23 protein-coding genes and 1 tRNA gene are annotated in these 24,957 nt (G+C 27.2%); 4 read left to right on the top strand and 20 right to left on the bottom strand.

Annotation, left to right across the window (positions count from 1 at the left end):
* Positions 1 to 34 precede the first annotated feature (34 nt).
* From ESOMN_RS01195 to ftsY, 5 genes are read right to left on the bottom strand one after another with little or no spacing between them, the layout of a single operon-like run.
* On the bottom strand, positions 35 to 1,435 hold the full coding sequence (locus ESOMN_RS01195) for a hypothetical protein (RefSeq protein ID WP_024863695.1): 1,401 nt from the start codon (positions 1,433 to 1,435) through the stop codon (positions 35 to 37).
* Positions 1,435 to 2,400, bottom strand: a complete 966-nt coding sequence (locus ESOMN_RS01190; protein ID WP_024863696.1) for a serine aminopeptidase domain-containing protein — start codon at positions 2,398 to 2,400, stop codon at positions 1,435 to 1,437. Before ESOMN_RS01190 ends, ESOMN_RS01195 begins: the two co-directional genes overlap by 1 nt.
* Positions 2,401 to 2,418: 18 nt before the next feature.
* Entirely contained in the window at positions 2,419 to 3,189 is a 771-nt protein-coding gene (locus ESOMN_RS01185; RefSeq protein WP_024863697.1) for a TIGR00282 family metallophosphoesterase, read from the bottom strand.
* A 1-nt stretch (position 3,190) separates the two neighbouring features.
* Positions 3,191 to 3,508, bottom strand: coding sequence for a YlxM family DNA-binding protein (gene ylxM, locus ESOMN_RS01180; protein ID WP_024863698.1), 318 nt, complete (start codon positions 3,506 to 3,508; stop codon positions 3,191 to 3,193).
* Positions 3,509 to 3,517: 9 nt separating this feature from the next.
* Positions 3,518 to 4,657 (bottom strand): signal recognition particle-docking protein FtsY, encoded by a 1,140-nt coding sequence (gene ftsY, locus ESOMN_RS01175; RefSeq protein ID WP_024863699.1) that lies wholly within the window; start codon positions 4,655 to 4,657, stop codon positions 3,518 to 3,520.
* Between the two features lie 140 nt (positions 4,658 to 4,797).
* Between ftsY and ESOMN_RS01170 the strand changes: the two genes are divergently transcribed.
* Entirely contained in the window at positions 4,798 to 5,649 is an 852-nt protein-coding gene (locus ESOMN_RS01170; protein WP_024863700.1) for a DUF1295 domain-containing protein, read from the top strand.
* 12 nt (positions 5,650 to 5,661) lie between these two features.
* Here the strand turns inward: ESOMN_RS01170 and phoU are convergent, their stop codons facing one another.
* From phoU to ESOMN_RS01125, 9 genes are all read right to left on the bottom strand, one after another.
* Positions 5,662 to 6,339, bottom strand: a complete 678-nt coding sequence (gene phoU / locus ESOMN_RS01165) for a phosphate signaling complex protein PhoU (protein WP_024863701.1) — start codon at positions 6,337 to 6,339, stop codon at positions 5,662 to 5,664.
* A gap of 12 nt (positions 6,340 to 6,351) precedes the next feature.
* A complete protein-coding gene (gene pstB, locus ESOMN_RS01160) occupies positions 6,352 to 7,185 on the bottom strand; it encodes a phosphate ABC transporter ATP-binding protein PstB (RefSeq protein ID WP_084027489.1) in 834 nt (277 codons plus the stop codon).
* Positions 7,185 to 9,302, bottom strand: a complete 2,118-nt coding sequence (gene pstA / locus ESOMN_RS01155; RefSeq protein ID WP_084027490.1) for a phosphate ABC transporter permease PstA — start codon at positions 9,300 to 9,302, stop codon at positions 7,185 to 7,187. Before pstA ends, pstB begins: the two co-directional genes overlap by 1 nt.
* The gene (gene ptsS, locus ESOMN_RS01150) at positions 9,302 to 10,453 is read right to left on the bottom strand and encodes a phosphate ABC transporter substrate-binding protein (protein ID WP_024863704.1); all 1,152 of its coding nucleotides are present in this window, start codon (positions 10,451 to 10,453) and stop codon (positions 9,302 to 9,304) included. The genes pstA and ptsS overlap by 1 nt, the downstream gene beginning before the upstream one ends.
* Before the next feature lie 86 nt (positions 10,454 to 10,539).
* Positions 10,540 to 13,521, bottom strand: a complete 2,982-nt coding sequence (locus ESOMN_RS01145) for an AAA family ATPase (RefSeq protein WP_024863705.1) — start codon at positions 13,519 to 13,521, stop codon at positions 10,540 to 10,542.
* Between the two features lie 107 nt (positions 13,522 to 13,628).
* On the bottom strand, positions 13,629 to 14,321 hold the full coding sequence (gene rnc, locus ESOMN_RS01140) for a ribonuclease III (protein ID WP_024863706.1): 693 nt from the start codon (positions 14,319 to 14,321) through the stop codon (positions 13,629 to 13,631).
* Complete coding sequence (plsX, locus tag ESOMN_RS01135) at positions 14,321 to 15,316, bottom strand: phosphate acyltransferase PlsX (protein WP_024863707.1); 996 nt, start codon at positions 15,314 to 15,316, stop codon at positions 14,321 to 14,323. Before plsX ends, rnc begins: the two co-directional genes overlap by 1 nt.
* An 88-nt stretch (positions 15,317 to 15,404) precedes the next feature.
* On the bottom strand, positions 15,405 to 17,063 hold the full coding sequence (locus ESOMN_RS01130; protein WP_024863708.1) for a DAK2 domain-containing protein: 1,659 nt from the start codon (positions 17,061 to 17,063) through the stop codon (positions 15,405 to 15,407).
* Between the two features lie 39 nt (positions 17,064 to 17,102).
* Complete coding sequence (locus tag ESOMN_RS01125; protein WP_024863709.1) at positions 17,103 to 17,420, bottom strand: Asp23/Gls24 family envelope stress response protein; 318 nt, start codon at positions 17,418 to 17,420, stop codon at positions 17,103 to 17,105.
* A 357-nt stretch (positions 17,421 to 17,777) separates the two neighbouring features.
* Between ESOMN_RS01125 and rpmB the strand changes: the two genes are divergently transcribed.
* From rpmB to ESOMN_RS01110, 3 genes are all read left to right on the top strand, one after another.
* A complete protein-coding gene (gene rpmB / locus ESOMN_RS01120) occupies positions 17,778 to 17,978 on the top strand; it encodes a 50S ribosomal protein L28 (protein ID WP_024863710.1) in 201 nt (66 codons plus the stop codon).
* Positions 17,979 to 18,064: 86 nt separating this feature from the next.
* Positions 18,065 to 18,149 (top strand) — tRNA-Leu (locus ESOMN_RS01115).
* A gap of 77 nt (positions 18,150 to 18,226) precedes the next feature.
* On the top strand, positions 18,227 to 18,661 hold the full coding sequence (locus ESOMN_RS01110; RefSeq protein ID WP_024863711.1) for a hypothetical protein: 435 nt from the start codon (positions 18,227 to 18,229) through the stop codon (positions 18,659 to 18,661).
* 29 nt (positions 18,662 to 18,690) lie between these two features.
* Here the strand turns inward: ESOMN_RS01110 and ESOMN_RS01105 are convergent, their stop codons facing one another.
* Genes ESOMN_RS01105 through ESOMN_RS01080 form a run of 6 tightly spaced genes read right to left on the bottom strand, consistent with a single transcriptional unit; the run spans position 18,691 to position 24,912 of the window.
* Positions 18,691 to 19,311, bottom strand: coding sequence for a thiamine diphosphokinase (locus tag ESOMN_RS01105; protein ID WP_024863712.1), 621 nt, complete (start codon positions 19,309 to 19,311; stop codon positions 18,691 to 18,693).
* Positions 19,312 to 19,986 carry a ribulose-phosphate 3-epimerase gene (rpe, locus tag ESOMN_RS01100; protein ID WP_024863713.1) on the bottom strand — a complete coding sequence of 225 codons (675 nt, stop codon included), beginning with the start codon at positions 19,984 to 19,986 and terminating at the stop codon, positions 19,312 to 19,314.
* 6 nt (positions 19,987 to 19,992) lie between these two features.
* A complete protein-coding gene (rsgA, locus tag ESOMN_RS01095; RefSeq protein ID WP_024863714.1) occupies positions 19,993 to 20,880 on the bottom strand; it encodes a ribosome small subunit-dependent GTPase A in 888 nt (295 codons plus the stop codon).
* A gap of 11 nt (positions 20,881 to 20,891) precedes the next feature.
* Positions 20,892 to 22,061, bottom strand: a complete 1,170-nt coding sequence (locus tag ESOMN_RS01090) for a serine/threonine-protein kinase (RefSeq protein WP_024863715.1) — start codon at positions 22,059 to 22,061, stop codon at positions 20,892 to 20,894.
* 5 nt (positions 22,062 to 22,066) lie between these two features.
* A complete protein-coding gene (locus ESOMN_RS01085) occupies positions 22,067 to 22,825 on the bottom strand; it encodes a PP2C family protein-serine/threonine phosphatase (RefSeq protein WP_024863716.1) in 759 nt (252 codons plus the stop codon).
* A 38-nt stretch (positions 22,826 to 22,863) separates the two neighbouring features.
* Positions 22,864 to 24,912 carry a hypothetical protein gene (locus tag ESOMN_RS01080; RefSeq protein WP_024863717.1) on the bottom strand — a complete coding sequence of 683 codons (2,049 nt, stop codon included), beginning with the start codon at positions 24,910 to 24,912 and terminating at the stop codon, positions 22,864 to 22,866.
* Positions 24,913 to 24,957: the final 45 nt, after the last annotated feature.

Raw genomic sequence — 24,957 nt, 5'->3', positions numbered from 1 at the left:
CTTATAAAGGTAATAAAAAACGCTGTATTAAAGATTAAATTCACAGCATTTCTTCATTTAATTTAAACTTAAATTTTTGAGCAACAGCATTAATCAACAAACCAATAAAATTTAATGAAAATGAGTCAATTAAATTTCATGTCTTTAAATTGGCCAAGTAATTAACATAGCTAAAAGTTTTTGTTATATTTAAGATAAATCAATAGATTGATAAAAAGAACAAAACAATAATTAAAATATCAACAGGATCATATTCAACATAATTAAATCAAAGTTCACTGCGATTTAGAATCGGGCCAAAGTAATGAATTAAAGCTGTGATAATAATAACAATTAAGTTAAAGGCAATTGGTAAAACCATTCTTTTATCCATGTTTTTTTTAATATATATTTTTAATCCTGTATTTTTAATCCTATTAGTTTTGAACACAAATATAAAACTCACAATAATTAAAATTGGGTTAAATGTTATAACTTCCAAAATGGACATTCAAATTGGATATTCACGATTAAAATCTAAATAATATTTTTGAAACAATGTAAAAAACATCATCACAAGAAGAACAATATAAAGTATATAAATTAATTTTGTATTTAGTTTTGAAACAAAACCAGGATTGCCTAAAACTATAGCCAAAAAAATTGTTGTTCCTGTTAATCCAGACAAAATAATTCAATACATTGATCATGTTAAATAGTTTAAAGATACATGTCAAATGTCAGAACCTTTGCCTTTTATACGCATATCTTCATCGTATTCAGATAATCAAGAAAGCAACATTGGTTTACTCATACTGATTTTTAGAAAAACAATAGAAAACGGAGGAATTATTGAAAACATCGAAAAACAATTAACCGCTAAACGGGCACGAATTTCAGATTCTTCAAGATAAGCGTGTTTAGATTCCGAAATATTAAGCAAAGTAGAAAATCACATTGGAGGAACCAATATTATTGTTAAAACACTAAAAAACATAAATCAATTTTGTTGAAGTTTATTTTTTTTATTAAAATAAGCATCGTTAGTCATAATTAAAGAAGAAAAAGTTTCTTCTGGATCTTCATAATTATCTACAATATACTGGATTAACAATAATCCTAAAATATTTAAAGATAACATAGCTGCAATTTTTAAATCATTTTTACGATGAACGATTCGATAGTGTGGGGCAAATGCAATAAATAATCAAAAACCACCGTTAATTCCTAAATAAACCGAAACAACGGAAAAGGCGATAATTCCTTTAACGACAAATCAGTTATGAACATATTTTTCGTTTTCTGAAATTGCATCAACTATCAAATATCAATCAGTTACATAAAAAGTTGTGGACAGCACAAACAAAAATAATCCCAACATGAAAAATACACGATCTAAATCTCTATTTGAAAAAAGAATATTAGAAATATACTTTCAACTAAATCTTTTTTTCATTATTTTGTAGCTCATTTCTTAATTTCTTCAAATGCTAATTGATTCATATTTTCTTTTAAAATAAAATGTTTTGCGTTTTCGATATAAACAATTTTTAAATTAGTAAGAATTGTTTTTTGTATCAACTGTTGTAATTTTTCATAATTCAAATAAACGTCATTTTTAGGTTGAATAATTAATTGTTGAATGTTCATTGATTTCATTTTTTTTAAACTAATTTTCGAAATTCTTTTTAATTGATAATATTGTCTAGTAGTAATGAAACCTTTAGTCATCATATTTGTATCAATTTCATTTACAAAAACTTGGTTATTGGAAGAATCAATCCCTTTCATTAACACAGGAATTAAACGGTTGTGAGAAAAAAATCAAGAAGAAAAGATCTTTGCTCGATCTGCTGCTCCATAATTGTAAGGCATTCTTGTAATAGGTCCTAGAGCAACTATGGAACTTACATTAACATTTTTTCAACCTGCATAGAGCGCTAAATAATAACCAAAGCCCTCTCCAATTAAAATAATTTTTGATTGGGAATATTTTTCTTTAATAATATTAATCATATTGTTTAAATCAAATAAAACACTTGAAAAACTTGGAGATTGTTCAGGAATATTTTGGCCAAAGTTTCTTTGATCAAAACAAATAAAAGCATTATTTTCATCATCTTTAAAGAATTTCTCAAAGTCAGTAAAATCTTCTTTATTCATTCCTAATTCGTGAACTCCAATAAAAATATTTTTTGCTGTCGATTTTAATGAACCTAATAAATGCAATTGATATTGATCATCAGTAATAAAGAACTTATTATCAATAAATTCTGATTTTTGTTTTAACTCAGCTTTAAACTTTAATGAATAAAGATTTTTTAATTTGTAAAACAAAACACTTAAAAGCAAAACAATTAAAGAAGTTATTATTACACTTAAAATAATTTGTACAATTTTTAATACTGATTGCATATCCATAAAAAACCTCCGCAAATTTTATTTTAAAAATATTCTTTTAATCATAGATACTTTGTTAGTTAATTCATTTATTTCAAAAATAGAACCACAAAGTTGTGTAGCCCCTTCTGCTGGTTTAAATCTTGCTGGCAACTGAGTCCTTTCTTTGAAAATGACTTCTTTAGGATTAGCTCCAATCACAGAATTAATAACTCCTGTCATTCCTAAATCAGTTATAAAACCAGTTCCTTTAGGAAGAATTCGTTCATCAGCTGTTTGAACATGAGTATGAGTTCCAGCAAACCCTGTGATAATACCATCGTAGTATAGAGCAAAAGCAATTTTTTCAGCACTAGCTTCAGCGTGAAAATCCACCATTAAAATATCATAATCTAATGCAAATTCTAAAAAAGCATCCATTATTTCATAAGGGTTGTTACAAGGTTCCATGAAAGTTTGTCCCAAGAGGTTAAGAACGCAAATTTTTTTGTTATTTTTTTCTACAATCACAAATCCGGGCCCTGGTGTATAACTACTCATATTTGCGGGTTTTAATAAATCATTTACATCATCAATAAATTCCAAAGTAGTTGATTGTTTAAAAATGTGATTACCGCTTGTAACTACATCTATGCTCATATCTTTTAAAAATTTATAGTGCTCGTACTTTATTCCTTTACCATGTGAAATATTTTCTCCATTAGCAATAACAAAATCAATATGGTTTTCTTTTATAATTTGTTTCAAATTTTTAGCAATTGCATCACGCCCTGGTTTTGCATAAATGTCACCTAGCATTAATATATTCATACTATTCCTCTTCTAGTTTTCTAATTAGTTCTTGCGTTTCACTATTTGATGAGTTTTTATAATAAGAAATGATTTGATTTAAACGATCTTTTTTAGATTTTAATTTTAATTTGCTTTCAAAATTATAAATAGCTTCACTTGTTTTAGTAATTGAATCATGAACAGCTGCTCTAGAGATTCCAAACTCTTCGGCTATTTCTTGCAAAGATAAATCTTCATCAACATATAATTCAAAATATAGTTTTTGTTTTTCGGTTAATAAGTTTTTATAAATTAAAAATAAATTTGACAACTCCAACGTTTTTTCAATATTAGTCATAATTAAAACCTACTCTTCTATAATTTGATCATTTTCCATAAACCCAGCACCTAGACCATAAATATAATCTTCAATGTTGAATGGAATGATATCTTCAACTTGCTCACCTATTCCCATCATTTTAACCGGAATATTTAATTGATCTTTAATTGCTAAGGCTATTCCACCTTTGCTAGTTCCATCCATTTTAGTAAGTATAATACCACTAACATCAGTTACACTGCTAAATTCTTCTGCTTGGACAACACCATTTTGACCAGTTGTAGCATCAATTACCAATAATACTTCATGAGGAGCATTTTTATCAAAACGCTTAACAACTTCATGCATTTTTTGTAATTCTTTCATTAAGTTAATTTTATTTTGTAGTCTTCCTGCAGTATCAATTAATAATAAGTCATAATTTTCTACTTGAGCTTTTTTGATTGCATCAAAAATAACAGAAGCTGGATCTTGAGTACCTTTAGCACCTTTAATTAAATCAACATTGTTGTTGAGTCTTGAACTAACTCATTCTTCTAATTGTTCAACAGCTCCGGCTCTAAAAGTATCAGCGGCAGCTATCAAAACTTTTTTATCTTGTTCTGCATAATAATTAGCTAATTTAGATAGTGAAGTTGTTTTACCTGTACCATTAACTCCGATAATCATAAAAATATTTAATCTATCTTCTCTAAAGTCTAAATTAGTATTAACCCGGTTCTTGGGGTCGTAAGCTTCATAAAGTTCTTCGATTAATAATTCTTTCATTTCTTCAAAAGAAGTGTCTTTTTTAACACTTTTTTGAAGACTATTTGAAATTTTTAAAACCATTTTCATTCCCATATCAGTTTTGATTAAAATTTCTTCTAGTTCTTCAAAAAATTCGTTATCAGCTTCTTTATATTTTTTAGAAAGTTTTTTAATATCTTTAGAAAAAGCAAGTGAAGATTTTGCTAAAACTTTTTCGGCTTTTTCTTTTTTTAACTTTTCTTTAAGAATTTTTTTATCAAGTTTAGATTGTTTTTTTGGAACAATTTTTTTTGGAAGATTAGATTCTTTATTTTTTTCTTTTGGTGCAATATCTTGTATTGTTTCGGCTATTTGAGCATTTTCTTGTATATTAACTATTTTTTTCTTTTTATTTAATAACTTATCTCAAAAACCCATAAAAACAAAACCTCACTTTTTGATACCAATACTTTAATTATATTATATTTTTAAACTCAAATATCTCTTTATTACTATCAATATAATTAATAAAACACCTATGTTAAAATAATTTTGTATCAATAAAGATAGGAGACCTTATGGAAATTAATTATTTGTTTATTTTGTATTTATTTATAATTTCTTTAGGAATTAATTTATTATTTTTTGCAATTGCTTTCACTTTTAAATCTGATGTTTTTACAGATATCACTTATGCACTAACTTTTATAGTTTGTGCCACAACAATATTAATTTGAAAGCAAAATGTTTCTTGAATTCAAATTCTTATCTATGCTTGTGTAATTATTTGAGCTTTAAGACTAGGAACATATTTATTAACAAGAATTTTAAAAACTAAAGTGGATCATCGTTTTGATAAAATGCGTGATAGTTTTGTTAAATTTTTAGCTTTTTGATTATTACAAGCAACAACAGTATTTTTTATAATTTTGCCAATTGCTTTCATGTTGTCGATAAAACCAATTTATTTCGATACTAATAATTACTTTACAATTATTTTCATATTAATTGCTTTAGGAGGATTGATATTTGAAGCAATAGCTGATTATCAAAAATCTAACTTCTATAAAACAAAAGCCGTTGATGATTTTATGAAAACAGGACTTTGAAAAATTTCTCGTCATCCTAATTATTTTGGAGAAATGATTTTCTGATGATTTTTAAGTTTAGGGTTTTTATTTAACATTATTGTTAAAAATTATGGAACTAATTCTAATGTTTTAATTCATTTATTATGATTATTATCACCTTTATACATACAACTTTTGTTGTTATTTGTTTCAGGTGTTCCATTATTAGAAATTAAGAGCTACAAAAAATTAGAAGCAAATAAACTTTATTCACAGTACATCCAAAACACAAGTGTTGTAGTACCTTGAATTGGTAAAAAAGGTCACATTACCAGAGTTAAAAAAAGTTACATTAAATAAATGTAACTTTTTTTATTTTTTATTATTACTAATTTCGGATAACTCAACAAATTTTCCAAGACGAATAAAGTTCACTATCTCTTGAACATTGAATAAATGGTCTCCTGCTCGACCTAAATTTTTGATTTGTTTTAAAGCTTCACCAATTTCTTTGGCTTCTGCAGCGTTTTTACTTTCAAAAATTTGATTCATTAAATAATCATAAACATTTTCAACTTCAATTAATAATTTTTCTTCTAAATCTCTGACAAATTCGTTTTGATTTTCATTCACATTTCCAAATAAATGCGAAATTCCATCCAACATTTCCATTATTAAACTAAATAGTTCAATTATTGAATTAATATATTTTTTTGTTGGCTTAAATGTTGAAAAAAACTTTGCTAGATTTTTGGCATAATCAGCAATAATTTCAATTTCTTTTGAAATTAAAATTCCTCCAACAGCCAATCGCAAATCTTTAGCGACCAAGTTTTGTTTTGAAATTTTTCACAACGCTGTAGTTGTAAATTTATTTTGCATTTCATTAATAACTTGGTCGTGTTCAAAAATTTTAGCAGCAGCAGCTTCATCATTGCTTTTTAAAACTCCGAATGCTTCAGCGTATTGAATTTTAGTTTCTTCAATCATTATTTCTAAAGCATTTTTTAATTCTTGTAAGTCTTTATCTAATATTTTGTTAAATGACATATAGACCTCTTTCTAACCATATCTTCCAGAAATGTAATCTTCTGTTCTAGGGTCTTTGGGATTGGTAAATATTTTACGAGTTTTATTGTACTCAACAAGTTCCCCTTTTAAGAAGTAACCAGTCATGTCACTAATTCTTTTTGCTTGAGTTAATGAGTGAGTAACCATAACAATTGTATATTCTTTTTTTAATTCTAAAACTAATTCTTCAACTTTTAATGTTGCAATTGGGTCTAAAGCTGATGTTGGCTCGTCCATAAGCAAAATTCTTGGTTTCATAGCAATTGCTCTAGCTATACACAAACGTTGTTGTTGACCACCAGATAAACCTAGTGCAGGTGTATGCAAGATATCTTTAACTTCATCTCATAAAGCTGCCTTCATTAAAGAATCTTGCGCTGCTTGTTCTAAAACTTTTTTGTCTCTAATACCCCTTTGTTTTAAACCATAAACAACATTTTCATAAATTGACAATGGAAAAGGGTTTGGCTTTTGAAAAACCATTCCAACTTCGCTTCTTAATTTAGGCACATCTGTTCCAGGTTCGAAAACGCTTTTATCAAAAACGGTTATGTCTCCGTCGTGAACAGAACCTTCAACCAAATCATTTAATCTATTAATTGATCGTATTAATGTAGATTTACCACAACCAGAAGGACCAATAAATGTGGTGATAGAATTTTCTTTTATTGATAAATTAATATTAAATAAAGCTTGTTTTTTACCTTTGTTGTAATAAAAATTAAAATTCTTAATTTCAATAATTTCTTTTCTTTTAGAAAAGGGTAAAGTTTTGTTTTTATCTAAAGTTTGTTCTCGTTGTTGAACTGTAGTTTTATCACTCATTATTCTTCTCCTCCTTTTTTAATCTCTCTAATTTCTTTTTTGCGATTAATATAATTAATAAAGTTAGTTTTGATAGTAGAATATTTAATTTTACTAATAGCTAGTTGAAAAACTTTACTAATATAATTTATTTTATTTTTAAAAGCTGTTTTGAAACTGTAATTTTTAAAATCAACAAACCTTTCTTTAATAACTAAATATCATGCCTGTTTATTAATTTTTGAAATTGAAGTTGAAATTCTTGATGATGTAGTATTTAAAGCGAACACTAACACAATTGTCATTAATGACATTAAATAAGCAATGCTTTCACCTTTACCTGGACCAGCTTCACTTGCAAGTTTATAAATACCTGTTGTTAGAGTGGCTCCCGATGACAAGAACCCTTCAGTTGGCATTCTGATAGCAGTTCCAAGAGTTAAGTACACTGGTGCTGATTCTCCAATTATTTTAGCCATTGCTAAAATAATTCCAGTAATGATTGCTTCAGCAGAGTTTGGTAAAACAATTTTTAACAAGATTTTGGTTTTACTCATTCCTAATGCGGCTCCAGCCTCTTTATAGGATTCAGGTACAGAAGTTAGTGCATCTTCAAAGTTTGAAATTAACATCGGCAAAATAACGATTGCCATGGTCATCGATGCTGCTAAAACCGAAAATGGCAATCCTAGCATAACAATAAATACCGATAGTCCAAATATTCCAAACACAATTGATGGAGTTGAAGCTAATAAATTAATTGAAAATCTAAAAATTTTTGTTAACAAACTGTTTTTTCTTGAAAATTCCGCTAAGTAAATGGCGGCAGCGAGTGCTAAAGGAATTCCAAAAATAAGAGTTGAAAAAATTAAAAGAATAGTTGTTAATAAAGCTGCAAATATACCTGATTCGCCATTAATAGAAGCAAAAGCATCAACATGTTGGAATCCTATTAAACCTTTGAAGGCAACAACACCTAGTAATCAAAAAGTAAACCCAATAACTACAATTGTTGAAGATCACATCAAAAACATTGTAAATGTTGAATAAAGATTTTTACTTCATTTATTTGCTGTCCCTTTTTTAACTAATGTTAGCAATTCATAATTTGTGTATGCTTTAGTATTAGAACTTGTTATTAAAACACTTTTTGCAATGTTTTTTTCTTCTCTAGAAACTAGTCTTTTTCTTTTTGCTGTTTCTAAATTTGAAACTACTAAAATAGATATATTGATAATAAAAACTAAAATAAATAAAACTAATCCAATTGCAAACAATGCTGATTGATGATCGGTTCCGGCATTTTCTTGCATTTCTATCCCGATTGTTCCCGCTAATGTTCTTATTGAAGAAAATAAAAATCCTGCAAGTCCAGAATCTGTATTAAATCCTCCAGTTGCATTTCCGGCAATCATCATAATAGCCATTGTTTCACCAATCACTCTACTCATTCCCATTATTACTGCGGTAATAATTTTTGGAGTAGCTGATTTTCTAACGATCGAGAAGGTGGTCTTTTCTTTAGAAACTCCTAATCCTAATGAAGAAAATCTATATACTTCAGGCACAGCTTGAAAAGCATTGTAAGATAAAGAAATCATTGTTGGAATTGCCATAAAGGCCATTGTGAAAGATGCAACCATTAAATTGTCATTTGATGGGGCTCCAAACATTCTAAATAAAGCTCCAATTTGTTCTCTAGCAAATAAACCAAAAACAACAGAAGGAACCCCCGCTAAAACTTTAATAATACCCATAACAATTTTTTGATTGCGTCTTGATAAATATTCACTAATAAATAAAGTACTAAATAAAGTTAAAGGAACAGCAAAAATCATTGCAATAATTAGCATCACTAACGTAGTTGCAATTATCATCCCAATTCCATATTGACCCTTACCGTTTGATGCAGGATTTCAAGTAGAACCAAAAATAAAACTAAAAAATCCATCTTTAGCAAAAATTGTTGTTGATTTAACAATTACGAAAACAACTAAAACTAAAAGCACTAAAGCAACAATGATTGTAAATGCATAAATGAATGCTTTGAACAGTTGTTCTTTTTTAGATTGACGATTTTTAGGTTGTTTTGCTGGCAAGGTTTCAAAATTATTTTGCTTTTTTTTCATTTGTAGCATTATTTTGGTCCCTCACTTTTCCAAGGTCTAATCAAACCTTCGTTTAAAAATTCATTTTCAAGACTATCATCTAAAGAAAAATAATAAACAAAATCACAAACTTCTTTAATTTCATCTCTTGTTAATAATGTAGTATTAAATAAAGCGTTAAAATTTCTTGTAAGTTTGTATTTATATAATTGTTTATTCACAAATAAGCTAATTGGATTTTGTTCTTTTTCTTCTTGAGCGGTTGCACTTAAGTTAACAACGTTCATTCATTTTAATTTCAAATTCAAACTTGGTTCTGCTAAATATTTAGCATAAGACATTGAAACATATCCAAAAGCTCCTGATGAAGCTTTTATTTGTGAAAATACAGATCCATTGGATGGATAAATATTAACCGCTGTTCCTGGAGTTACACCAGAAAATTCAGTAAATGAAGATTTGGTTCCTGAACCTGGTGATGTAGAAAAAGGAATAATTTTATCGTTTTTCACTTTTAATAAATCGTTTTGAAGAATATCTAGAGATAGACCATCCTTAGATAAATCTATTTTTTCTTTTATTACATAATCTAAAATAAATTGTGCTAGTTCTCTTCAAGTCATTAAATCGTTTGGATGGTTAACATTGTAAATTTTATCTAACATTTTATGAGTAAATTCTGAAGCGACATATTTGCCTTTATTATCTTTATCTTCAATTTCTATTTTTAAAAGTTTAGAAAAGTTTTCAAAACCTTTGTCTTTATCGTTATAAATAAAAACTAATGAATCCTTTGCAAAATTAGATGCATGAATTCCAGAATTCTCTTGAACAAATTGATAATATTCATCTGCAGTTTTAAATTTATCTCCCAAATAAGCTTTCTTATCATCGATGAAATCTCCAACATCTGCTGGTACATTTTTAGAAATAAAACCTATTTTATAAACTCCATTATTCATATTGTTTATACCAGCTTGCGAACCTGTTGAAGAGTACACAAAATTACCAGATTCTTTGCGGTCGGTTTTATATTTATTGGTTAAGTGTTGAATTATAGGATCAACTGACATTGAGCCCCCAATACTAATGATTTTCCCAGGGGCAACTAGTGTTCATATTCACAATCCTGTTATCAAAATGGTAAACAGAATTAATGAAACGCTAATTTTCTTGCTCATTTATTTCTCCTTGTTTTCTCTTGTATTTTTTATAGGTTGATTATAACAAATTGTAATACTTTATAAAAAATAAAAGGGTAAACCTTTTATTGATTGTCCGGGTCTTGAACCGCTAAAGCTTTTGCATCAATAAGCTTAATTTTAACAATTTTTGTAACTCCTTTAGCTTCCATTGTAACTCCAAATAGTACATCACAATTTTCCATTGTTCCTTCACGGTGAGTAACAATGATAAACTGGGTTTCTTCAGTAAATAGTTTTACATATTTAGCAAATCTTTCGACATTGGCTGGATCTAATGGTGCTTCGGCTTCGTCTAAAATAACTAGTGGTAAAGGTCTTGCTTTCAAAATTGAAAATAAAACCGATAATGCCACTAATGATTTTTCTCCACCAGATAAAAGATTTAAGTTAGAAATCTTTTTACCTGGAGGATTAACTTCGATATCAATTCCTGTTTCTAAAATGTTATCAGGTTGAGTATAAATTAATTTTGCAGTTCCTCCACCAAATAATTTTTGGAAAGCTTCTGGTAGTGCTAAATTAACATCATCGACAACTTTTTTAAATTGTGTTTCCATAGCTATATCAATATCTTTAATAATTGTTTGTAGTTTTTCTGCAGCCTCATGAATTTCTTTAGTTTGTATAGAATAATAGTCAAATCGTTCTTTTTCAGCTTCGTATTCAACAATTGAATCAATATTAACCGGTCCAATATCTTTTATTTGTGTAGTTAAGAAAATTATTCTTTCACGAACTTCTTGTTCGTTTTCAAATTCAGGAATTTCCATTTCTAAAACAGTTTGTTCAGTTATTCCATAACTTTCGGCCAACTTTTGCAATGAACGTACATTTTTTTCTTGAATTACAGCTAATTCTGCACGAATACTTGCAAGTTCTTCTTTGTCTTTATCTAATTCTTTACGTTTTATGCTGTTAGTTTGATTTAATTCAATTTGACGATCAGCATATTTATTTTTATTTGAAGAAAGTGAATTAATCTGAACTTGGACTTCATCTCTTTCACTTTCTAATTTAGAAATTTCGCGAGTTATTTTAATTGATTCACTTTCATTTGAAAAACTATTTTGTTCAGTTTCTAATAAATTTTTACCTGCAATAATTCGATAATCTTCAGAAAATTCTTTCATCGATATTTTTAATGATTCAACACTTTGTTGTGAAGAACGAATCGAACTTTGAACATCAGCTAATTCATCTCTTATTCTGTCGCGTTCAATTTTTAAATCATTAAGTTTTTGATTTAATTCTTTTTCTTTTATATCTAATTGAATTAAAGTTTTTTCTATATCTTCAAGTGAGTTAACTGGTTTAACATCACCAAAAATATTTTGACTTTTGCTTTTTCCACCAATAATTGCTCCATGAGGAAGAATTCTTTCTCCTTCTAATGTAACAATATTAAATTTATAATTCATACTTTTAGCAAGCGCGACGGCTGAATCGTAATCTTTAACCACAATTATTGTTCCTAAAGCATAATCTAATGCTTTGCGATATTTGTTATCAATGCTTGCAAGATCATTTGCAAATCCCACAAATCCTTCAAAAGCTTCAATTGCTGTTCTTTGTGGACCTTGAATTGAAGAAGGGTTTAATGTATCAAGCGGCAAAAATGTTGCTCTTCCAGCTACATTTCTTTTTAAAAATTCAACTGCATTTTTAACATCTTGACTAGTTTCCATAACCAATGATTGCATTGACGCACTTGCAACAACTGAAATAGCAGTTTGAAATTTTTCTTGTACAGTAACCAAAGAAAGTAATGTACCAATTACTCCTTTTAAAGTATTAGATTGTTTAATTATTGCTTGGACACCAAAACTTGGTCCAAAAGATGTGGAATTACGGTTTCCATTTTCATTAACTTCTTTTTCGTTTTGTAAACGATATTTAGTTTTAGTTAATGATTGAATTTCATCGTATGTATTGTTATATTCGTTTGATAAATAATCATATTTTTCTTTTAGTTCTATAATACGATTGTTTAATTTATATTGTCTATCTTTTTCTGTTTGTAAACTAATTTTAGCTTGATCAAATTGCTTCTTGATTTGTTTAATTTTGATTTCATCTTGTGAAGAATTTTTATCTTGTAAATTTTCTCTATTTTCAGCATCGATTTTTTTAACTTTTAAATTACTAATTCTTTGTACATATTCATTAAACTTAGCATTTAGTTCTGTTAACGATTTTTCAGAAGAAGAATTTTGTTCAATCATTTGAGCAAATTCTTCTTCTGAAAAATTAATTTCATTAGAAAGTTTTTTAACTTTTTCTTCAAAAATATTTCTTTGTTCATGAAGTTCATCAATTCTAAATTTAAATGTTTTAACATCTTTTGCTAAAATTGCTAATTCATATTTTTGTAATTCTTCAATTGCTTCTCTATATTGCAAAGCTTTTTTAGCAGATTTTTCTAAATTAGGTAAACGTCTTCCGATTTCATTATTTATGTCTTCTAAACGCGATAAGTTTTCCATTGCTTTTAAAAGTTTAATTGTTGTTTCGCGTTTACGTTTTTTGTATTTAGCAACACCTGCTGCTTCATCAAAAATTTCGCGACGTTGTTCTGGTTTAGCTTCGGCAAATGTTGAAATTGTACCTTGTGAAATAATCGCAATAGATGATTTTGTTAATCCAGTTTCTAAAGCAATATCTTGAACATCTCTCATTTTGGCTTTTTGACCATTTATTAAAAATTCAGAATCACGAGTTTTTTTATTAAAGCGACGAGTAATTTCTACAATTGGTGAATCGACTGTAGAAAATCTATCTTTTTGATTATCAAAAACCAAAGTTACTTCAGCTTGATCTAAAGCAGGCTTATTAACAGAACCTGCAAAAACAACATCATCTAAATTTCCACCGCGTAATGATTTAGCTGATTGTTCACCTAAAGCTCAACGAATAGCATCAGTTATGTTTGATTTACCAGAACCATTTGGACCCACAACTCCAATCATGTCATGTGTAAAGTCTAAATTAGTTGGTTCAGCAAAAGACTTAAACCCATAAGCTCGGATTTGTTTCAAAAATAACATTAATACCTCCAGTTTTATTCTAATTTTAAAGAATAAAAAATTATTAAAATAATTCCATATTATTATATCAAATCAGGCCAACAAAAAAACAAACACAAGTGTTTGTTTTAGCGGTTTATCACAAGTTTAGAAAGACAATCTTTTGCTGCATTTTGCTCAGCTTCTTGCTTGGAAAAACCTTTTCCTACACCAAATTTTTGACCGTCTAAAACTACGTTGATCGTATATTCGGTTTTATTATCATTTTTTAAATTTTTTTCAGCAGCAACAAGATATTTTAATTCTCTTCGATTTTCGGCTTGTAAATATTCTTGAAGTTCAGATTTATAGTCTTTTACTTTATCCATAAAGCCTGGTTTACTAATTTCTTTGAACAAAGTTTTTTTCAATCATTCAAGCATTATTTGTTCACCTTGATCTAAATAAATTGCTGCTGTAAATGATTCAAATACATCAGATAAAATGGAAGGTTTTTCAAAACCTCTAGAATTTAATTCACCTTGACCCAATCTAATTAATTGACCTAAATTAATTTCTTTTGCAACCATAGAAAAAGATTCCTCACGAACAATATTCGAACGATATTTAGTTAAAATACCTTCACTAAGTTTAGGATAGTTTTTATATAAATAATTAGAAACATACATTTGGATAATTGCATCACCTAAAAATTCTAATCTTTGATATGTGTATTTTAAATGTTTTTCGTTTGCATAAGAATTGTGAGTTAAGGCTTCATCAAAATAATGTGAATTTTTAATTGTGATTCCAAACTTTTTTAAAAATTCTTGAACCGTCATTATTTTGTTAGCTCCTTTTTCATTTTTGTTAAAACATCCCCAGTTATTGCTGCATAAGTCATTCTTAAAGTTGCTCTAAATGATTTAACATCACTTGATCCATGTGATTTAAAAACAATTCCATCCACACCTAACAAAATTGCTCCGGCATGATTTTTATAATCAAAAGTTTCAGCAACTTCTTTAAAAGCTTTTAAAAGTAAAACAGCTCTCAATTTACGAAATAAATTTTTTTTCATTGATTTACTAATCACTGACATCATGTTTTTTAGAGAACCTTCCATCGATTTTAGAGCGATGTTACCTGAGAATCCATCTGTGACAATAATATCAACTTCTCCACTAATCATTTCGCGAGACTCAATATTACCAAAAAAATTAATAGATTTATCTTCTTTAAGCAACTTGTAAGTTTCTTTTTGTAAATCTTTACCTTTGCTTTCTTCAATACCCACATTTAATAAACCAACTTTAGGTTTTTTTATATTCAAAATTGTTTTTGCATAAATTGTTGCTAATTGAGCATATGTATGCAAATCTTGACTTGTGTTTTCTAAATTAGCTCCTGCGTCTAAAAATAGAGTTGTATTATTTTTAATTGTCGGTCATGTCGGCATAAAAGCTGGTCTAGAAACACCGTCAAATTCACCAATTATAAAATGTGATCCCCCAAGAAAAGCAGCTGAAGAACCAGCAGTTAACATACCATCAACTTTTTTATTTTTTACCAATTCTAAAGCTTTAACCATTGAAGCATCTTTTTTTCTTCTAACATCCAAAATAGAACCATTCATATCAATAGTTTCTGTGGTTGCTAAAATTTCATATTTATTTTCGGAAATATTGAATTCTTTAATTGCACTTTCAATTTCGGCTTTATCACCAACAAAAATAATCACTAAATCGTTTTTATCTTTTAAGAATTCACTAGCTGCTTGAATCGCAACTTTAGATCCATGATCTGAACCCATAACATCAAATGCTATTTTATACATAATTTCATTCCCCTATTCTATTTAGTTTCAATAAATTAATTATATATTTTAAATAAACAAAAACCCATATTTTTATATGGGGTTATAACTATTCAATTCCAATAATAAATGAGTAAATTTTTTGTCCACCCTCAATAATTTCATATTCAACATCAAAATTTTCATCTAAAAACTTTCTTAAATCATTGACATTTTTAGCATCTGCATCTTGACCAATAAAAATTGTTAAAATTTCAGTTTTATTAGTAATGTATTTTGCTAAATGTTTTTCAAAAACAGTTTTTAAGCTTTGAGCAACATCCACAATTTTGTTGTCAACAATTGACATTTGTTGATTCTTTTTAATTTTAATTCCATCAACAGTTGAATCTTTTGCTGCTTTTGACACACTAAACGAAACAACATTTTTAATTGCTTTAGTTAAGTTAGTGTTATTTTTAGAAGGTGAAGTTGCTGAATCAAAACTTAATGCCGAACTCATTCCTTGTTGAATTGTTTTTGTAGGAATAACATAAATTTTTGATTTTGTTTCTTCTTTTTCTGCTTGCTTAGCTGTCAAAATAACATTTGAATTATTAGGCATTATAAAAACAGTTTTTGCATCAACTTGCTCAATAGCTTTTAAGAAATCATTAGTTGAAGGGTTCATTTTTGATCCTCCATTAATAACTAAATCAATTCCTAATTCTGATTCATAGTAGTCTTTTAATTCTTGAGAAGGAACAACAGCAATTGTTGCCATTTCATTCCTTAATTTACGTTCAGCTTTGATTGATGAAGTTTCTTTTCATTCAGTTTTAACATTAGGGTTTCCACCTTTAATTTGTTTGTCGGCTTGAAGATTCATATTTTCCACTTTAACAGTTTTAAAGTCTCCATATTGTTGTAAGAACAACAATACTTGTCCCGGAGTTAATGCGTGTGTATGAATTTTTAAAATATCTTCATCAATAACAACAACCATTGAAGTGTTTCCGTAAATTTGCAATTGTTCTTTAATGGTATTAACTTCCAATTTGTCGATTCAATCTTGCGAAAGTAAAACAACCGCTTCAGTACAATAACCAAATTCAGAATCTTCTAATTGCATTTCAATGTTGCCACCTTCGTTGATTTCCAATTTATCAGTTTTAGGAATGATTTTATCTTCAATTGCCACTGATGCAATTCCTTCAAAAAATTTAACTAATCCATAACCACCGGAATCAACTACTCCAACATCCTTTAAGGCTTGTAATAAATTAGGTGTATTTTCCAAAGATATATTAGCAACTTTAACAATTTCTTTTCAAAATTCTTTAATATCCATATCATCTGCAAAGCTATCAGCAGCTTCACTTGTTTCACGAATTACAGTTAAAATTGTTCCTTCAACAGGTTTCATAACTGCTTTATATGAAATTTCTTTAGCACCTTGCAATCCTTGTTTTCACTCAGCTACAGATAATTCCTTAGCTGAAGTCATTCCGCGCGAAAAGCCTTTCATGATTTGCGAAAAAATAACTCCCGAATTTCCGCGAGCTCCCATAATAAGACCACGTGCAAAAGCCGACAATAAATCCCCTATTGATTTAAAATCACCATCAACAATGTCGTTGTATCCATTGTTTGCAGTTAAATTCATATTCGTTCCCGTGTCACCATCAGGAACTGGAAAAACATTAAGTTTATCAATATGTGGGTAATTATTGTATAAGTTGTTAACTCCACTTGTTAACATATTCATTAATTCTTGTATTTTTTTCATCTCTATTTTCACCTAAGTATTTATATATAAAATTTTCTTTTAAATCAACATTAAATCATCAACAGCAACGTCAACCATATATTTAACTGTAAATTTTGATACTTTTTCTAATTCGTATTTAACTCTAATTTGTATTTCATTTATTACATCTTTTATATTTACTCCGCCGATTAAGATCACGTGGATTCTAAAACGAGTAATATTATCGGTGTTTGTGTACTCAACGGCATTATCAATATCGCGTGTGGCAAGTTCGTTTATATCTTCTGTTTGAAAATTCGCAAATGAAGCTACACCAGGAACTGTTACTATCGCATCTTTGATGACCTTAATGACATTTTTGTCTATATTGTTCACAAAATTCACCGACCTTTACTTAAATAATTTTAACATATTAGAAAAGAAACAATAATATTTATAGTTTTTCAAATTATTCATAATTAGAGTTATTTTTTAATTAGTTTAATTAATTTTTACTTGATACAACAAAACGAAACGATCGTTTAAAGTTTGATAATTTTTTAATTTCTACGGTTATTACATTTCTATTATAATTTTAAAATTATATTAATGAATTTATTCGTAATTAGATATTTCAAATACTAAATTAAAATAAAAAAATAAAAAAGCACTTCATTTCCAATATTGTTGCTTTTTAGTAAATAATTTAGTATTATCTACAAGTATTGAAAAAAGTTTAGGGGTGAAACAAATATGGCAAGAAAAGATACATTAACAGGCAAAGGTGCTCTTTCAGGAAATTCAAGATCACATGCTTTAAACGCAACTAGAAGAAAATGAAACTTAAACTTACAAAAAATTAAAGTTATGGACGAAAATGGTAGAACTTTCACAATTAAGGTTTCTGCTAGAACTCTAAGAACTTTGAAAAAACAAGATAAAGTTGTTGGATAATAATTATAATGAACCGCTTTTGCGGTTCATTTTATTTTAAAAACTCTTTTTCTTTGTTATTTTTAAAGTTATAATAATTAAGTATTGCCCTTTTGGCGGAATTGGCAGACGCATCAGACTCAAAATCTGACGAGGAAACTCGTGTCGGTTCGACCCCGACAAAGGGCACCAATTCAAAAATAACCACTTCTTTTCTGTAAAGAAGTGGTTTTTTGTTAAAATGAAGTTAAGAAAAGTAGGAAATGACAATGAAGAAGTGAAAGGTTTTTACAGATAATAAGGGTGTTGTTAATATTATTGAAGCCAATGATGGTAATTTTTTTACATTAGAAGATGCACAAATTATGGCAAAAAAAATTGCCAAAGGTAATCGAGCAGTTATGAAATTTAAAAATATTGAAGATGATGATGTAGACATTACTTTAGATTACACAAGCATTTTAACAAGAGATGAGATTATTAATAAACAACATTCGGAAGTGAAAATATCTAAAGCTGAATTAATTGTTGCTAAAGCTCAAGCTTTAAAACAAAAACAACTATATCGTCAATCTACAGGTCAACAAAAATTTGAAAATAAGCGCAAATATAAATATACAAAAGAACGAATTAAAAGAGAAAAGATTGCTTTAAAAGATGCTGAAAGAAAATTAAAAGAAACATTAAAATCTAAAGAAGAATAAAAACGAACACATTTAATTTGTGTTCGTTTTTATTTTGTGGCAATGCAAATAATATCTTGATTGGTTTTGATATAGGCATCTTGAAATGTTATTAATTCATTTGAAATGCAAAAATTATCAAAAGGTTTTAATAAATAATTTTTTAAATTATATTTCATATTTTCAATACTAATTAAAGTATCGGTTCACGAAAAAAAAGAAATATAAGTTTTATCTTGAAAATCTTCGAATTTTAAAATTTGATTAGGTTTTAAAATTTTAAATATTGTTGTTTCATCATTAAACATTGTTATATTGTATTTAACAACTAAACCAAAAATTGATAAATTTTTGTCGTATCTTTTGGTTGCATTAGCTACAAAAAAGATTGGCGAATCAGTAATTTCTTTAGCCTTCAAAATTGCTAATTCACCATCTAAAAAATCTTTTTCAGAGGAAGCTAATTCAAAATTTTTACAATGAGCTTTAATTAAATTTATTTCTTCTAATTCCACCTTATCAAAATCACCAACGGCAAAATCAATTTTAATGTTTTTTTCAATAAGATCTAAACAACCTCTTTCTACACCAATAATTAAAGTATTGTCATTATTAAAATATTTATAATTTTGATTAGTTTTGGCAGTAACTATTAGAACTCTATTGTACATTTAGTTTCCACCCGCTAATTTTTTAGCTCTTTGAGCAAAATCTTTTTGACCAAATAAATAACTACCCGCAACAATTATGTCAACACCATAATCTTTTACGATTTTGCTAGTTTCTGAATTGATTCCGCCATCAACTTCAATAGTTGTTTTGTAATTATTTTGATCAATTATTTTTCTTAATAATCCAATTTTGCCTGCAGCATGTTCTATAAAAGATTGACCACCAAAGCCTGGTTCAACAGTCATAACCAAGATATTATCAATTATTGGTAAATACTTAATTATTTTTTTAATTGGAGTTTGCGGCGAAACAGCAAGAGAAGCTTTAATGTTATTTTTTTTGCATAAATCAATAAACAATTTAGTTTCTTTAGCATTCATAGATTCGATGTGCATTGTCATCATTTGAGGATTAGCTTTAATGTATTCAACAAAAAAATCTGTAAAATTTTTGGTTTTAACTTTAACCATAAAATGAATGTCAATATTCATTTTGATTTGACTAGTAATGTCTTGTAAAATTTTTGATCCAAAAGTTAAATTAGGAACAAAATCATAATCCATAACATCATAATGAATTCAATTAATATCATTTTCTAAACATTGAGTTAAATCGTTTTTTAGATTCATGTAGTTAGCACTTAAAACACTTGGTGCAATAATAAATTTTTTCATCTTATTTTATCCCCTTTTTGAAGTTGCCAATTCTTTAACAAGCTTTTTATAATCATTATAAATAAAATGTGGAATTAATTTTTGTTCAACAGCAATTTTTACTTGACATTTTTTTTCATTAAGATGCTTACAGTCATTAAATTGACATTTATTAATATAATTTTTAAAAATTTTTAAATTATAAAGTAAATCACTAATTTCAATAGATTTTAATTCAAAAGAAGAAAATCCAGGTGTATCAGCAATAAGAATATTTCCGTTAATTGGATAAAGTTGAATATCTGTTGTTGTATGTTTTCCTCTGTTTAATGACATAGAAATTTCTTGAGTCTTGATTTGTTTTTCAAAATTTAAAAAATTATTTAAGGTTGAAGATTTACCTGCACCACTTTGTCCTGTAAATACATTTACTTTGTTTTGTAATTGTTGGTGTAAATTATCAAGAATAATTTGGTCTGGTTTTTTATTGTCAATACAAAAAACTTCATATCCCATCTTTTTATAAGAAGAAATTTTATCAATAATGTATTGATCATCGGAAGTTATTAAATCTAATTTAGTGAAAATCAAAACTGGTTTAATTTTCATAATTTCAAGCATTCAAATATATTTATTCAAAATGTAAGTCGCTAATTCAGGTTCTTTAACGGAAGTTACAATTAAAACTTGATCTAAATTGGCGATTTTAGGTCTATATAACTCATTTTTTCGAGGGTAAATATTAGTTATTAATGCATGTTTCGTTAATTCATCAATAATTTCAATATCCACAACATCACCAACCAAAGGATTGAATGTTTTTTTAATATTACCCCGCGCTTCACAAATAAAATATTTACCATCTACCAAAACTTTACTTTGACGACTAGCAATAGAAACAATAATTCCTTTCATTTATCCTCCTTTTAACTAATTAATATGACTATTAATAAACCAATAACTAAAATTCCCATTGTTAAAAATAAAGGAATAATTCATTTTTTGGTAAACTTATTAAAAAATCTTTCATATTTTAGACCTTTATAAGAATTTAACGACCTTTTGACATTCTTATTTTTAATATCGTTAGAAATTTCAAGATTCTTAGCTTCCGATTTAACATTGATTTGCTTTAAATCAGCAATTAAATCTTTTAAATTTTGATAACGATTTTTATAATCTTTTGCTAAACATTTCATCACAATATTATCTATGAAAGAATTTAGATTAGGATTATAAACGCTTGGTAATTCAACTTTACCATATATGTTAAGTTTAGCAATTTTCTTTTGCACATTAGGGTCTTGAATTTTTTGTGTTGTAAATAATGTATGCGGCTCAACTCCAGTCAAAGAAACATACATCATAATACCGACAGAATAAATATCAGATTGCTCTAAATAAACTGATGAATCTAAAATTTGTTCAGGGGCAATATATTTAGGAGTTCCTTCAAAGCCTATATTATTAGGAGTTTCTTTATTTAAAATTGAACGTAAACGAGAAATACCAAAATCAGATATTTTAACAGTTTCCGTTTCTGTTATCATAATGTTTCCGGGTTTAATATCTCTGTGAATTATTCCTGCATCATGAATTTCACTTAGTCCTTCACAAATTTGTAAATAATAATATTTAAATTCTTCGGGGGACATAACCGAAAAATAACCCTTAGAGAATAAATTGTTTAAATCTTGTTTACCTTCAATTAAATCAATAACCATGTAAAACATTTTTTTCCAAATGTTAAAATCCTTCAAACTTACAACTTTATTAGAAAAAGAAAATTTAGCAAATGCTTCTTTTTCAATATTTAATGCTTGAGCTTGTGCTAAAGAATTATCTTCTTGAATTTTGATAAATTTAATTGCTACTGGTTTGTTTTTGACATAAGTATCGTAAGCCTTATAAATTTGTGCAAATGCACCTTTTCCGATTATTTCAACGATTTTGTATCTGTCATTAACCAAAGAATCTTTTGATACTCAATGTTCTTCATTTTTTTTAACAACCAAAGGAGCTGAGTTGATTTTAAAGTTTTGTTTATCAGTTTTTAAAAGTTCTTTGTTAACTTGTAGAGTTTTGCCTTTTTCCATAATTTTTACTTAACCTCCACTAATAAAATTGAAAGATTATCAGTAGAAAGATCACCTTTTGCATATTCAACAATTTTAGTACATTTGCTTTTTAACTTAGCTTTTGAACTTAAAATTTCAATCACTGATTCTTGGTCAATATAATCATGAACACCATCTGTTGTTAACATGTATAAACCAATTGGTTCTTTAATTAAATAAGTATCAATTTTTAAAGTTTTCTTAGGTCCTAAAGCTGAGGTTAAAACTTTTCAATAAGTAAATTCGTTAAATCTGTTTCCATAATTGGCTGCTTTATTAATTTTTTCTTTTTCTTCGTCAGCTGTTGAATTCCATAAGTTTTGATCTTTGGTTATTTGAAATAATTTTTCATTAACAAATTTATAAGTTCTTGAATCCCCAATATTAATTACAAAGCCCTTTTTATTTGTAAATAAAATAGCAGATAAAGTTGTTCCCATGTCTAAAGAATCAGGAAAATCTTCAGCATAGGAAAGCATAACTTTCATAGTTTTATTGGTTGTTTCTCTTAATCAAACATTTATTTCAGAATTGGTTAAATTATTAAACTTACTATTTTTAAAATTAGAAATAAATGTTTGTACTGCTAATTTGGAAGCGATTTCACCATGAGCATGACCACCCATACCATCACACACAATAGCGAATAAATCGCCATCTTTATTTTTTTCTGCAGCTAAAAAATCTTGATTGCTTTTACGGAAATTACCTATTTCAGAAAGACTTGCTGATTTAAACTTCATGAACTACCTCTATATAGATATGATTTTATCATTTAGTCCTAGTTTTTTCGTTTTTGTAGAATTTTTTTAATTAGGAATCAAATAGTTATCAATAATGTTATAAAGCCTAAAACTATAACAAGAATATAAATTATTTTAATTTTTGAACTTTTATCTAAATTTGAGGAATTCGGTTTTGTAATAATTTCTTCTTTATCGGTGTTTGCTGGTTGAGACACAAATCTAAAAATAGCAGATATGGAACCTTCATATTTTTTACTAGTTTTTTTAACTGTGATTTCTAAAATGTTGTTTGAAATAAAAAAGTTAAAATAATTTTTTGATTCGTTAAGCGTCGTTTTGTTTTCTTCAAACCAAATATCAAACAATTTGTTAGCATCATTAAGTAAATTTATATCTAATTCAATATAAGTAAAATCATTAATTAAGTCTAAATTATTGATATTGGTTTTAATTACTTCCACAAATGATTCAAATGTTAAAAATATACTTCCTTTGAAATGTTTATTTGTTTTTTTAGCAGTTAAATTACCAAATTCGTTATCAATGAATAGGAGAAAATCATCATATTTAAATTCAACAGTTTTTTCTTTATTTAAAGTTAACAATTTATTAAAAATAATTATCTCTGGGTTAATCTCATTTTCTAAATTAATTAATCCTAAATTAGTTATCAAATTCAAACTACCAATATCTATTTTACGATCCTCTGGTGTTTCTACTTGTAAAAAAATTTGCACTGTTCCATAAAATTTTTCATTATTAGTGGATGCTGTAATTTCAACAACTCCAGTTTTGTAACTCCCGACAATATAATCTTCTAATTTTTGTTCAATCAAAATTGGCATATTTTGGTTTTTTCATTTTTTAAAATAGAATTCATCAGATAAATATCAGTCATTTGTTTCAACTTGAATCAAACCTAAATTATTTTTTAAATTTAAACTATTTAAATCTTGTTTAGGTGGTTTAGGTTTATAAAAATTAATTTGAATTGATAAATTATTAGTTATTAAATCATTTTTTCCAGTTATAAAAATTTTTTTGGTTTTTATGTCGTATTCTAAAAGACAATTTTGCTCCATAAATGCTTTATAAACTATGTTGGTTTTGAGAAATTCTTTAATGGGGTTTTCGCCTTCTTTTAAACTTAGTTGATTTTTAATGTTTAACATTGATAAATCTACTTTTTGAGCAAATTTTACTCGCAAAAATTTATTGTTTAATAAATATTTGATAATCGGGTGATTATATTCTGGTTTTACCAAAATTTGAATTGAAATGTATTTTTGCAAGTTGACATCAAGATATAATAACAACGTTTTTTGTTCGTTAGTTAATTTTGCTATTTCTAAATATTTATCAAATTCTAAGTCACTTTTTAAATATTTTGCAATTTGAATATCTAAATTATTAATGCTATTAGAATCAACGTTATAAGGAACATTTATTTGATAATTATTTAAATTGTTAAATATCTGTGGCTTTTGAAAAATTAATTTAATGTTTTCAACCCTAGTTAAACGTTTTGAAATATAAGTATATTTTTCCATAATAGGATAATTAATGGTTCTATTGGTTGTAAAAGCAATGTTGCCTTCTTTAGTGAAAGAAAATTTTAACAAAGATTGATTAGGATAAGCAGAAGGTGCACCTCCAGTCATTGTAAAATACACATTATAATCATTTGTTACAAATTCATTTTGAAATTTCTTAAAATTAAGTTCTTGGACAACATGAGTTTGAGCAATTGAGCGATGACCTTCTGAAACAAGATTTTCTTCAAAATCAAATTCTAAAAAACTTGGAAATAAGTTTCTATTAATAAAATCTTTGTCATAAATATCTAGTTTTATTTCAAAAGTTCTTAAATAATTTTTTAATTCATACAAAGAGTTATTTGGTGATGATGCATCAATCGTTAATGGTTGAGTGTAAATTTTTTCAAAACTAGAATCTGTTTCTCGGTAATTTCTAATATTGAAATCTGGTTGTTTTTCTCTAGTTTTAACGTTGTTTTCACTTTTTATTAAAGATAAAGGTTGAAAGCTAAATATTGATAAAAATAACAAAAATAATCTAATCATATGTTTTCTCCTATATAAGATTAGAAAAAAATAAAACAATCCGAA

Source organism: Williamsoniiplasma somnilux, from assembly GCF_002804005.1.
Lineage (GTDB): Bacteria > Bacillota_I > Bacilli_A > Mycoplasmatales > Mycoplasmataceae > Williamsoniiplasma > Williamsoniiplasma somnilux.
This window is presented reverse-complemented; position numbering and strand designations above follow the sequence as displayed.